The 12,423-nt window shown below is 72.1% G+C and carries 8 protein-coding genes; 3 read left to right on the top strand and 5 right to left on the bottom strand.

Annotated features, from left to right (window positions below; translation table 11 throughout):
• From ACZ4WS_RS37865 to ACZ4WS_RS37850, 4 genes are all read right to left on the bottom strand, one after another.
• Entirely contained in the window at positions 1–912 is a 912-nt protein-coding gene (locus ACZ4WS_RS37865; protein ID WP_467987519.1) for a 1,4-dihydroxy-6-naphthoate synthase, read from the bottom strand.
• Positions 896–1,714, bottom strand: a complete 819-nt coding sequence (locus ACZ4WS_RS37860) for a futalosine hydrolase (RefSeq protein WP_467987518.1) — start codon at positions 1,712–1,714, stop codon at positions 896–898. Before ACZ4WS_RS37860 ends, ACZ4WS_RS37865 begins: the two co-directional genes overlap by 17 nt.
• A gap of 26 nt (positions 1,715–1,740) precedes the next feature.
• Positions 1,741–2,226, bottom strand: coding sequence for a DUF2771 domain-containing protein (locus ACZ4WS_RS37855; protein WP_467987517.1), 486 nt, complete (start codon positions 2,224–2,226; stop codon positions 1,741–1,743).
• Positions 2,227–2,300: 74 nt separating this feature from the next.
• The gene (locus ACZ4WS_RS37850) at positions 2,301–3,722 is read right to left on the bottom strand and encodes an MFS transporter (RefSeq protein WP_467987516.1); all 1,422 of its coding nucleotides are present in this window, start codon (positions 3,720–3,722) and stop codon (positions 2,301–2,303) included.
• A gap of 585 nt (positions 3,723–4,307) precedes the next feature.
• Between ACZ4WS_RS37850 and ACZ4WS_RS37845 the strand changes: the two genes are divergently transcribed.
• From ACZ4WS_RS37845 to ACZ4WS_RS37835, 3 genes are all read left to right on the top strand, one after another.
• Complete coding sequence (locus ACZ4WS_RS37845; protein WP_467987515.1) at positions 4,308–5,234, top strand: DUF3027 domain-containing protein; 927 nt, start codon at positions 4,308–4,310, stop codon at positions 5,232–5,234.
• Between the two features lie 275 nt (positions 5,235–5,509).
• A complete protein-coding gene (locus ACZ4WS_RS37840; protein WP_467987513.1) occupies positions 5,510–8,689 on the top strand; it encodes a sacsin N-terminal ATP-binding-like domain-containing protein in 3,180 nt (1,059 codons plus the stop codon).
• A gap of 275 nt (positions 8,690–8,964) precedes the next feature.
• Positions 8,965–9,885, top strand: a complete 921-nt coding sequence (locus tag ACZ4WS_RS37835) for a hypothetical protein (RefSeq protein ID WP_467987512.1) — start codon at positions 8,965–8,967, stop codon at positions 9,883–9,885.
• Positions 9,886–9,918: 33 nt separating this feature from the next.
• On the opposite strand, the gene ACZ4WS_RS37830 is transcribed toward ACZ4WS_RS37835, so the two are convergent.
• A complete protein-coding gene (locus ACZ4WS_RS37830; protein WP_467987510.1) occupies positions 9,919–12,318 on the bottom strand; it encodes an HAD-IC family P-type ATPase in 2,400 nt (799 codons plus the stop codon).
• Between the last annotated feature and the right edge of the window lie 105 nt (positions 12,319–12,423).

The raw sequence follows: 12,423 nt of genomic DNA, 5'->3' as shown, positions 1-12,423 counted from the left end.
TCAGGGGAAGTTCAGCGCATCCGGGCCGAGGGGCGGCAGGAGCCCCTCGGCCGCCGCGCGCGTGAGCAGCCCCCGGATCGCCGCGTAGCCGTCGTCGCCCAGATCGGCCGTGAACTCGTTGACGTACAGGCCGATGTGCTGGTCGGCGACGGCAGGGTCCATCTCCTGGGCGTGTTCCAGGACGTAGGGGCGGGAGGCCTCCGGGTCGTCCCAGGCGGCGCGGACCGAGGCACGGATCGCCTCGGCGAGCGCCTTCAGCCGCTCCGCACCCAGCGAGCGCTTGGCGATGATCGCGCCCAGCGGGATGGGCAGCCCGGTCGTCCGCTCCCAGTGCTCGCCCATGTCGGCGAGCTTGTGCAGCCCGTAGTTCTGGTACGTGAAACGCGCCTCGTGGATGACGAGTCCCGCGTCGACCTTCCCGTCCCGCACGGCCGGCATGATCTCGTGGAACGGCATGACCACGATCTCGCCGACCCCGCCGGGGATCGTGTCCGCGGCCCAGAGACGGAAGAGCAGGTACGCCGTCGACCGCTCGCTCGGCACGGCGACCGTGCGGCCCGTCAGGTCCGCGGCCGCCATGGGGGTCCCCCCGCTCGAGCGAAGCCGAGAGTGGGGGAGTGTGAGGACGAGCGGGCCGCAGCCACGGCCCAGTGCGCCGCCGCACGGCAGCAGCGCGTACTCGTCGAGGACGTACGGCAGCACGGCGTACGACACCTTCAGCACGTCGAACTCGCCGCGCTCGGCCATGCCGTTGGTGATGTCGATGTCCGCGAAGGTGACGTCGAGCGCGGGCGCGCCCGGCACGCGGCCGTGGGCCCAGGCGTCGAAGACGAAGGTGTCGTTCGGACAGGGCGAATAGGCGATCTGCAGGGGTTCGGCGGATTCAGCGGCGGATTCAGTGACTGCGGTCATGTGGGTTCCAACTCTCCAGTACGGGCGCGAGCTTCCCGAAGCCCTCGGTGAGAGCCGCGAGCGCCTCGCCGATGCGCCAGGCGGCGCGGTCGCGCGGGCCGACGGGGTTGGACACCGCGCGCATCTCCAGCACGGGCACACCGTGCGCGGCGGCCGCCTCGGCCACCCCGAAGCCCTCCATGGCCTCGGCGAGGGCGTGGGGGTGCCGGGCGCGCAGTTCGGCGGCGCGGGCGGCGGTGCCGGTCACGGTGGACACGGTCAGCACGGTTCCGGCGCGTCCACCGGTGGCCGCCACGACATCTCGTACGAGTGATTTCGGCGGACGGTGGCTGACCACCCCGAACCCGAGTTCGGTGACGGGCACGAAGCCGTCCGCGGTGTCCGCGCCCAGATCGGCCACGGTGATGTCCTCGGCTACGACGAGTGACCCGACGGGGGCATCGGGCTGAAAACCGCCGCCGATTCCGGTGGAGACGACGAGGTCGTAGCGCGCGCCTTCGAGGGCGGCCGCGGTCAGCGCGGCGGCGACGGAGGCGGCGGCGCGGGCGGGGCCCACGCCTGCGGCGAGGAGGTCGAGGGTTACCGCTGCCTCGGTGGCTTCCGCTTCCGCTGTGATGGCTTCCGTCGTGGTGGCGACCGTTGTGGTGGTCGCCGCCATGGTGGCCTCTGCTGTGCCGGGTGCCGGTTCAGAGGGGCCCAGGGGCAGCCGCAGGAGGGTCACCCCAGGGAGCGGTACAGACAGGCCCACCGCAGCAAACGCCCCAGCCACCGCGTCCCGTTCGACCGGAACCGCGGTGGCCACCAGCACACGCAGCCCAGCGGCAGCGATCAGGCGTCCTTCTTGAGCTTGAACGACCACAGACCGGTCACCGTGTTTTCGCCCTCCTTGATGGAGACGAGCGTGGAGTTCCCGCTCGCGCCGTACTGGGCGTTGAAGAACACGCTGCCCGGAATCGTCCGGTACGTCTTCGTGCTGGAGTCGGTCAGCGGCTGACCGTTCATCAGGATCGTCCAGCCCTTGTCCGCGATCTTCGGGTCCACGCCGAACCGCACGGTCTCGTCGGGGTCGACCTTGATGGACTTGATGTCCTTGGCCTTGAGGCACTTGGCCAGGTCCGCGGTCTTCACCTCCTTGCCGTCGTTGTAGCAGTCGGTTTCGGAGCTCACCGAGTTCTTGCCGACCGTGATGGTGGCCAGCGGCGTCGGCTTGTCACAGGCGGACAGGACGAGAAGTCCGGCGGAAACGGCGCCGAGTGCGGCAACGGCGCGACGGCGGTGTCCATGGGCGGCTCCGCCGCGGGGCAGGGAGGTCATGGCCAAAGGCTATCGGGCAGGTCCAGCGCTGCCCTCACGTGGGGTGCGGCGTGCCGCCAGGCGGTCGTCGCCCCTCACGCCACCTTGGCCCGGGCAGGCCCCCCGTGCCGGGCCGCGCCGATCAGTCCCCGCACGGTCGTGAGCCACCCCGCGGCGACGATCGCCGCGGCCACGGACATCCCGAGCGTGCCGTTGAGCGGCAGCGCTATGCCGATTGCGCCGCCGAGAACCCAGGCCATCTGGAGCAGCGTCTCGGAGCGGGCGAAGGCGGACGTACGGACGAGTTCCGGGACGTCCCGCTGGATCAGCGCGTCCAGGGACAGCTTGGCGAGGGCCTGTGCGAACCCGGCGGCCGCGGCGAGGCAGGCCACGAGAACGGCCCCGAAGAACACGGCGGCGACGATCGAGACGGCCAGTACGAACGCGACGACCGTCACGACGATGATCTCGGGAGCGCGCGATTTCAGCCAGGCGCCGACCGCCGTGCCGAGCGCGTTGCCGGCGCCTGCCGAGACGCCCACTATCCCGAGCGAGACCGCCGCGCTCTCGCCGGTGAGCGGGTGCTCGCGCAGCAGGAAGGCGAGGAAGAAGATCAGGAAGCCGGAGAGGCAGCGCAGGGCCGCGTTGGCGGCGAGCGCGTGGGTGACGGCCGTGCCGACGGTGCGCAGGCCGGGGCGAGGCACCGTCTTGTGCGGCCCGTGCAGATGCTCCGCGTCCGCCGCCAGCAGCGCCTTGTCCTCGCCCTTGGCCGAGTCGACCTTGGGCGGCAGGGAGAACGACAGGAACGTACCCGCGACGAAGATCACGAAGGCGCCGTAGAGCGGCCAGCGCGCGCCGAGCACCTGGAGCCCCGCCCCGATCGGCGCGGCGACGCCGGTGGCGAGGAGCCCGCCGAGGGTGACCCGGGAGTTCGCCTTCACCAGGGAAAAATTGGGTGGCAGGAGCCGTGGCACGACGGCGCTTCGTACGACCCCGTACGCCTTCGAGGCGACGAGCACCCCGAGCGCGGCGGGATACAGCTCGAACGTGCCGGTCACGACCGCGCCCGAAAGCATCAGCGCGAGCATGGCGCGGGCGAGCATGGCGCCCGCCATCGCCGCGCGGCGGCCGTGCGGGAGGCGGTCGAGGAGGGGGCCGATCACGGGGGCGAGGAGGGTGAAGGGCGCCATCGTGATGCCGAGGTAGAGGGCGACACGGCCGCGGGCCTCGTCGGTCGGTACCGAGAAGAACACGGTCGACGCCAGCGCCACGGTGATCATGACGTCGCCCGCGCCGTTCACCGCGTGCAGCTCGATCAGCTTGCCGAGGCCAGACTCACCCGCGCCGTGCGCGTGCGTCGCCTTGCGGATCCCGCGGGCCGTCCCCGTCACCGGGAAGTGCAGGGCACGCCCGACCGCGCGGACGGACCCGGTCATCCGGCCCGATCCGCCACTCCGGTTACTCCCCTTGGCCCCGCCGATTCCGGTGGCTCCCTGGGGCGACCTTGCGGCTGCCACTCCGTCATAGTGCCCCGAGATGGGGGTGCGTAGTGCGGTTACCGCGCGGATGGGGGCCGAGTGGGGGCCTCCCGCTCGGTGCGCCGATTCGCCTGTCTCGGGTTTCGGTGTGTGTGGAGGAGGGGGCCGGGCTCGGGAGGGCTCTCAGGTTCTGCGCGTGGGCGGGACGTCCGGCACTCGCCTCCGCACCCGGAAACCCGAGACCGCCCCCGCTTTGCAGCCAACCGAGACGGGCGGATGGGTGGGAAACCCGGCGCGGAGCGGCGAGGAGGCTGGCGCGGAGCGCCGGAGAGGCGGGCGCGGAGCGGCGAGGAAACGGGGCGCGGAGGGGCGCAGATCCCGGCGCGGAGCGCCGAAGACGCCCGCCGGTGTGGGCCCAGGGGCCAGGAGAAGGTAGCGTGCGTAACGCGCCTGCGGCGATTGTTCTCGGCCGCGCGCCTCTCGGCCATCCCGCAGAATGGATGGCGTAGGTGCGCCCGAGTGCGATCGGGCGCGGACGTCGACGCGGCCCCCCGGTCCGCTCCGTCCGCTCCCCCGCCGAGGAATGGCGCACCCGTGAGACGGCGTAGGAGAGAAGCGATACCTGTGAGCGCAGCGACAACGCGAAGCCGCACCCCCGACCGCCTGTGCGCCGAGGCCATCGACCTCGCCCGCGGTGCCGCCGAGGAGGCCGCCGCACCCGGCGTCGTCGGCGAGCATGTGGGGCTGGTCTCCGAGGGGGACCGCGTTGTCACGCACTTCTTCGAGTGCAAGGAGCTGGGATACCGCGGCTGGCGCTGGGCCGTGACCGTCGCCCGCGCCTCCCGCGCGAAGCTCGTCACCCTCGACGAGACCGTGCTGCTGCCGGGCCCCGACTCGCTGCTCGCCCCGGAGTGGGTGCCGTGGAGCGAGCGGCTCCGCCCCGGTGACATGGGCCCGGGGGATCTGCTCCCGACGGACGCCGAGGATCTCCGCCTCGAACCGGGTTTCTCCGGCGAGGACGAGCCCGCTCCGAATTCCGCGGTCTCCGAGGACATGGCCGAGCTCGTGGAGGCGGAGGACGCGGAGGTTACCGCCGGTACGCCCGCGCACCTGCCGGTGGCGCCCCGGCGCGGCTCGATCGCGGCGGTCGCCGAGGAACTGGGGCTGCGGCGCGCCCGCGTCCTCTCCCGCTACGGCCTGCACGTCGCGGCCGACCGCTGGGAGGAGGCCTACGGGCCCAAGACGGCGATGGCGCAGGCGGCACCCGCGTCGTGCGTCAGCTGCGGCTTCCTGAACCCGATCGGGGGCTCGCTCGGACAGGCGTTCGGAGTCTGTGCCAATGAGTTCTCGCCCGCCGACGGGCACGTCGTGTCCCTTTCGTACGGCTGCGGAGGCCACTCCGAGGCCGCGGTCATGCCGAAGCCGCCCCGTCCGGCGGTTCCGGTGATCGACGAGACCCGGGTCGACCCGTTCCCGCTCCGCCCGGCCCCGGACTCGGGTTCGGTCCCCGAGGCCCCGGACGAGTCCTCGGCGGAGCTGGGCCACTCGTAGGGGGATCAGCCCCTCCGGCGTTCGAGGAGCGGGGTCCGGGGCGGAGCCCCAGGGACGACGATGGGGGTCCCCCCGCTCGAGCGAAGTCGAGAGTGGGGGAGAAGCCGAGAGTGAGGGAGGGCAGGGGCGGACGGGGCGAAATCCCCGGCGCCCGCACCAGCGCAGGGTGCCCGGTGAAGCGAGCCCGGGGTGGAGCGCGGGCCGCCGCGCGGTACCTTCATGCCGCGACCGGGCCCAGCGCTCGCGGTCGCGCGAAGCGAGAAGGAGACTGAACCGTGAGCAAGTTCGTGCGGCCGGCAGCCGAGGGCGCGGACCCGTTCGGGACGGCGCGCCTGCGACGCGGGGTGCTGGACGCCTGGGCGACCAGCCCGGCCCGGTTCCGCGAGGACGCCAACGCCGAGGAGGACCTGGTTCTCGGCGGCTACCGCGACCGCCTGGTCGTCGAGCTCGCCCAGAATGCCGCGGACGCTGCGGCGCGTGCCGGTGTACCGGGCCGCCTCCGGCTCACCCTCCGCGACGGCGTGCTCGTCGCGGCCAACACCGGCGCCCCCCTCGACGCCGCGGGCGTCGAGTCGCTGTCCACGCTGCGCGCCTCCGCGAAGCGGGACGCCCACGACACGGCCGTCGGCCGCTTCGGCGTCGGCTTCGCGGCCGTCCTCGCCGTGACCGACGAGCCCGCCGTCGTGGGCCGCCACGGCGGTGTCCGCTGGTCGCTCGCCGAGGCCCGCGAGCTCGCGGCGGACGTCGCCCGGCACAGCCCCGGTCTCGGTGACGAGATCCGCCGCCGCGACGGCCATGTGCCGTTGCTCCGGCTGCCGTTCGCGGCCGAGGGCACGGCCCCGGACCCGTACGACACCGTGGTCATCCTGCCGCTGCGGGACCCCGCCGCCGAGGGTCTCGCCGAGCGCCTGCTCCAGGGCCTCGACGACGCCCTGCTGCTCGCCCTGCCGGGTCTGGAGGAGGTGGTCGTCGAGATCGGGGACGCCGATGTCCGTACGCTGCGGCGCCGCGCCGACGAGCACGGCGTCGCGCTCGAGGACTCCCGCGACGGCACCACCCGCTGGCGCACCGTCTCCCGCCACGGCCCCCTCGACCCCGCCCTGCTCGCCGACCGCCCCGTCGAGGAGCGCCTGCGCCCGCACTGGTCGGTGACCTGGGCCGTCCCCGTCGACGCCGACGGCACCCCGGCCCGCCCCCGCACCAGCCCCGTCGTACACGCCCCCACGCCCAGCGACGAGCCGCTGGGCGTACCGGCCCTCCTCATCGCCTCCCTGCCGCTGGACACCACCCGTCGGCACGCCGCCCCCGGCCCGCTGACCGACTTCCTGGTGGAGCGCGCGGCGGACGCGTACGCCGAACTGCTCGCCGCCTGGCGCCCGGTGGCCCCGGGGATCATCGACCTCGTGCCCGGCCCGCTCGGCAAGGGCGAGCTGGACGGCGCCCTGCGCCAGGCGATCCTCGACCGGCTGCCCCGCACCGCCTTCCTGCCGCCCGCCCTTGAGCCGGACAACGCCCCGGACGTCCCCGCCGACTGGCCCGAGACCGAGACCGGCAGCGCGGAGAACCCGGCCGCCCTGCGCCCCCGCGACGCCGAGGTCGTCGAGGGTGCCGGTGCCGAGACCGTCCGCGTGCTCGCCGAGGTGCTGCCCAGCCTGCTGCCCGCCGGGCTCGAACGCCGGGTGGAGCTGCGGACGCTGGGCGTCGCCCGTGTCCCGCTGACGGAGGCCGTGGACCGGCTGGCCGGTCTCGAGAAGGACCCGGGCTGGTGGCGCCGCCTGTACGACAGCCTCGCGGGCGTGGACCCGGAACGGCTGTCCGGGCTGCCCGTGCCGCTCGCCGACGGCCGTACGACGATCGGGCCCCGGCAGGTCCTGCTGCCGGTCCCCGATGGGCCCACCCCCGACGACACCTGGGCCGCCACCTCCGACACCCTCGCCCGTCTCGGCCTCAAGGTCGCCCACCCGGACGCCGCCCACCCGCTCCTGGAGAAGCTGGGCGCCCTTCCGGCCTCGCCCCGCGCCGTCCTCACCACCCCGCAGGTGCGCGCCGCCGTCGCCGCCTCGCTCGACGACGAGGGCGGGGCCTGGGACGAGGACACCCCGGACGCGGAGGAACTGGCGGACACCATCCTCGCGCTCGTCCGCGACGCCGCCCTCGAACCCGGCGACGAGCCCTGGCTCGGCGCCCTCGCCCTCCCCGACGAGGAGGGCGAACTCTCGCCCGCGGGCGAACTGGTCCTGCCCGGCAGCCCGTTCGCCCAGGTCATGCGCGAGGACGAACTCGCCTTCGTGGACGGTGACCTGGCCGCACGGTGGGGCGAACAGCCCCTCGCCGCCTGTGGCGTGCTCGCCAGCTTCGCCCTCGTACGGACCACAGACATCGTCCTCGACCCGGACGAACTCGAGCCCCGCGACTCCGACTTCGCCGAACCCGACGACGCGGGTCTGCTGGACGCCGTGGACGTGTGGTGTGAGGACGTCCTCGACCGGCTGCCCGACACGCCCGTGCCGCCCGTCGCCACCGAGATCGTGGCCGTACGCGACCTGGACCTGGTGGACGACGAGCGGTGGCCGCAGGCCCTCGCCCTGCTCTCCCGGCCGCCGCTGCGGGACGCCATCACCCAGCCGGTGCGCATCCTGCTGCCGGACGGCACGCACGAGATCGTCCGGCCGTACACCGCCTGGTGGCTGCGCGGGCATCCCGTCCTCGACGGGCGCCGTCCGGCCGGTCTGCGGGCCGCCGGCGGCGACCCCCTCCTGCACGGTCTGTACGACTCCGTCGACGCCACCGGCTTCGACGACGAGCAGGTGCTGCGGGCGCTGGGCGTACGGACTTCGGTGGCCGCTCTGCTGGACGAGCCCGGTGGTGCCGCCGAGCTCCTGGACCGGCTCGCCGACCCCGAGCGGGAAGTCTCCGGCGCCCAACTGCACGCCCTGTACAGCGCCTTGGCCGACCTCGACCCCGAGCAGGTGACCCTGCCGGAGGAGTTGCGGGCCGTGGTCGACGGTCACGTGACCGTTGTGGACGCGGCCGACGCCGTCGTCGTGGACTCGCCCGACCTGCTGCCCTTCACCAGCGGCGTGCCGCTGCTTCCCGTACGGCCCGCGCGCGCCGCCGATCTCGCCGAGCTGTTCCAGGTACGGCGGCTCAGCGAGTCGGTGACCGGCGAGGTGACCTCGGAGGGCACCGAACACGACGTACCGGAGTCCGTACGGGTCCTGCTGGGACCGTCGACCCCCACGACGTACGTCGAACACGACGAACTCGTCGTCGACGGCACCGAACTCGACTGGCGCCGCACGCGGGACGGCGTGCTGCACGCCTCCACCCTGGAGGGCGTCGCCGCCGGGCTCGCCTGGGCGGCCGGGCAGTGGCCGCGCCGCTTCGAGGTCGCGGCGCTCCTGGAGGACCCGTCCCGCACGGAGGAGCTGGCGCGGGACCGCTGGTTCGACTGAGACCGCCGGAAATGAGAGACACGTCCCGCAATCGGCAGGGCGTGTCTCTCACGTTCCCGTGACCTTGTCCCTCACGTCCCTGTGCCCTTGTCCCTCCCGTCGCTGTGACCTTGGTAATACGCACACAAAGACTTCATCACTCGTACAACCATTCCCACGCGTCACAGATCTGATCACCGGAGTCAACAGACTCCACGATCACGTGGGCCCCCTGTGAAGACGAGCCGTAAGGAACGACACCACCGCCGGGGCCCCTTTCTCCACTTGGGGATCGCATGCGCATTCGAGCCACCGTGGCCGCCGTCTCCGGCGCCCTGGCCCTCTCCGCGTTCGCCGTGCCCGGCGCCCACGCCGCCGGCACCTCGCTCGACCACGACGTCGTCGTGAAGGCCGCGCAGTCCGCGCAGCAGACGCACTCCGGCAAGGCCGCACTCAGCACCGCCGCCGACGGCACCCCGTACGCCCTCGACGCCACCTTCTCGGCCGTGAAGGTCAACAACGGCAAGAACGTCGTCGTGGGCACCACCAACACGGTGAAAGTGCCCTTCTCCTACACCCTGACCCACGGTGCGGACGTCGACATCACGGCCGACGACTTCGTGGCGTCCATCGACCTGTACCGGGGGACCTCGTTCTACGAGCCCACCTGGGAGTTCGTCGGCAACGACGCCACCTGCACCGCCACTTCGGCGACGGTCGCCACCTGCACCGGTGTCGTCCAGATCGACCCCCTGGACCTCCTGAACGAGGACGCCGGCACCTGGAAGGCGGCCGCCTTCGCGGTGGCCTACAACGGCCAGGACCCGGAGAACCCGGCCGACGCGTCCCAGATCGGTGTCGCCGTGCTGGACCCGGCGGTCGCCTCCTACAAGCTCCAGCGCTACTCCAAGCTCACCGTCAACGCCTCGCCGGAGCCGGTGAAGAAGGGCAAGACCATCACGGTCACGGGCAAGCTGTCCCGCGCCAACTGGGACACCGGCAAGTACGCCGGTTACACCGGCCAGTCCGTGAAGCTGCAGTACCGCAAGAAGGGCAGCACCACCTACACCACGCTCAAGACGATCAAGTCGGACAGCACGGGCAACCTGAAGACGACGACGCCGGCCACCGCGGACGGCTACTTCCGCTACAGCTTCGCCGGCACCTCGACCACCCCGGCCGTCAGCGCCACGGGTGACTACGTCGACGTGCAGTAAGCAGTAAGCAGTAACCCGTAGCTCATTACTGATTTACGCGGGAACGCGGCGGTCGACCCACCTCCACAGGAGCTCCAGGGCGGCCGCCGCCACCGCGGAGATACCCACCGCGATCCACGGCATCGTCTCGCCGACCAGCTTCAGCGCGAAGAAGTGCTGCAGCCCCGGCACCACGAGCACCAGCAGGAACGCCCCGCCCATCGTGGCGACGAGGCAGATCCGCCACCAGGTGTACGGCCGGGCGATGATCGCCAGCACCCACATCGAGATCAGGAAGAGCGTCAGCGTCGCGGCGCTCGTCTCCGCGTCCAACGAGCCAGCACCCGTGTAGTAGTGACGGGCGATCAGATATGTCACGAAGGTGGCCACCCCGGCGACGACCCCGCCCGGGATCGAGTACCGCATCACCCGCCGTACGAAGTGGGGCTGCGCGCGCTCCTTGTTGGGGGCGAGCGCGAGGAAGAACGCCGGGACGCCGATCGTCAGGGTCGACAGCAGGGTCAAGTGGCGGGGCAGGAAGGGGTATTCGACCTGCCAGCACGCCACCAGGATGGCCAGCAGCACCGAGTAGACCGTCTTCACCAGGAAGAGGGTCGCGACCCGGGTGATGTTCCCGATGACCCTGCGGCCCTCCGCGACCACCGAGGGCAGCGTCGAGAAGCTGTTGTTGAGCAGGACGATCTGGGCCACCGCCCGGGTCGCCTCCGAGCCCGACCCCATGCTCACGCCGATGTCGGCGTCCTTCAGGGCCAGTACGTCGTTCACGCCGTCGCCGGTCATCGCCACCGTGTGCCCGCGTGACTGCAACGCGCCGACCATGTCGCGCTTCTGCTGCGGGGTGACCCGCCCGAACACCGTGCCCTTGTCCAGCGACTTCGCCATCTCCTCCTTCTCGTCGGGGAGGCGACGCGCGTCCACGACCTCGCCGGTGAGCCCGAGCTTTCCGGCCACGGCGCCCACCGACACCGCGTTGTCGCCGGAGATGACCTTGGCCTTGACGTCCTGTTCGGCGAAGTAGCGCAGGGTGTCGCCGGCGTCCGGGCGCAGCCGCTGTTCCAGGACGACCAGCGCGGTGGGCCGGGCGCCCTCCTTGACCTTCGGATCGTCGAGTTCCTTGGAGGCCCGGGCGAGCAGCAGCACCCGCAGCCCCGCCTCGTTCAGCTGCTCGGTCTCGGCGAGTGCCGGGTCCCCGGCGGGCAGCAGCACGTCGGGGGCGCCGAGCAGCCACGTACTCGACTCGCCGTTGCCCTCGCTGAAGGACGCCCCGCTGTACTTGCGGGCCGAGGAGAAGGGCAGCGACTCGGTGCAGCGCCACTCCTCGCTGTCCGGGTAGGCCTCGATGATCGCCTGGAGAGAGGCGTTCGGCCGCGGGTCCGACTCGCCGAGCGCGCCGAGGGCCTTCCCTGCGTACGACTCGTCGGCGCCCTGGAGGGGACGCAGCTCGGTGACGTCCATGCCGCCCTCGGTGAGCGTGCCCGTCTTGTCGAGGCAGACGGTGTCGACGCGGGCGAGCCCCTCGATGGCGGGAAGTTCCTGTACGAGGCACTGTTTCCGGCCAAGGCGGATGACGCCGATCGCGAAGGCGACGGAGGTGAGGAGGACCAGGCCCTCGGGGACCATCGGGACGATTCCGCCGACCGTGCGGGCGATGGAGTCCTTGAAGCCGTGCTGCTTGACCACCAGCTGGCTGATGACCAGGCCGATCGCCGTCGGGATCATCATCCACGTCACGTACTTGAGGATCGTGGAGATACCGGTCCGCAGCTCGGAGTGGACGAGGGTGAAGCGGGAGGCCTCTTCGGCCAGCTGTGCCGCGTAGGCCTCCCGGCCCACCTTCGTCGCCTCGAACGAGCCCCCGCCCGCGACCACGAAGCTGCCCGACATCACCTCGTCGTCGGGGTGCTTGACCACCGGGTCGGCCTCACCGGTGAGCAGCGACTCGTCGATCTCGAGCCCGTCGGCCTCCACGCACCTGCCGTCGACCACGATCTTGTCGCCGGGCCCGATCTCGATCAGGTCCCCGAGCACGATCTCGGACGTACTGACCTCGGCGGCGATCCCGTCCCTGCGCACGGTCGGTTTCGCCTCGCCGATCACCGCGAGCGAGTCCAGGGTCTTCTTGGCCCGCCACTCCTGGATGATGCCGATCCCGGTGTTGGCGATGATCACGTACCCGAACAGGCTGTCCTGGAACGGCGCCACGAACAGCATGATCAGCCAGAGCACGCCGATGATCGCGTTGAAGCGCGTGAAGACGTTGGCCTTGACGATCTCGCTCAGGGAGCGGCTGCTGCGCACGGGGACGTCGTTCACCTCGCCGCGGGCCACCCGTTCGGCCACCTCGGCGGCGGACAGCCCCTGTGCCCGCCGGGAGGCGGGTATGGGCACGGGGTGAACGGGATCGAGTTCGGCGCCCGCGTCGATGTGCGTCATGCATTCGACGGTACGTGCGGATATACGGCTTCACCTGCCGAGTGCACCAAAGATCCGACCAGGGGAGGACGGGGGCGGCGCGGAGTGATGCCGTGGTTGCAGGGG

It is taken from the genome of Streptomyces sp. NPDC029292 (assembly GCF_055569295.1).
This window is presented reverse-complemented; position numbering and strand designations above follow the sequence as displayed.

Coding starts and splice junctions, on each gene's coding strand:
- ACZ4WS_RS37865 (WP_467987519.1), bottom strand. CDS start 912: ATGACCGCAGTCACTGAATCCGCCGCTGAATCCGCCGAACCCCTGCAG.
- ACZ4WS_RS37855 (WP_467987517.1), bottom strand. CDS start 2,226: ATGACCTCCCTGCCCCGCGGCGGAGCCGCCCATGGACACCGCCGTCGC.
- ACZ4WS_RS37835 (WP_467987512.1), top strand. CDS start 8,965: ATGCGCATTCGAGCCACCGTGGCCGCCGTCTCCGGCGCCCTGGCCCTC.
- ACZ4WS_RS37830 (WP_467987510.1), bottom strand. CDS start 12,318: ATGACGCACATCGACGCGGGCGCCGAACTCGATCCCGTTCACCCCGTG.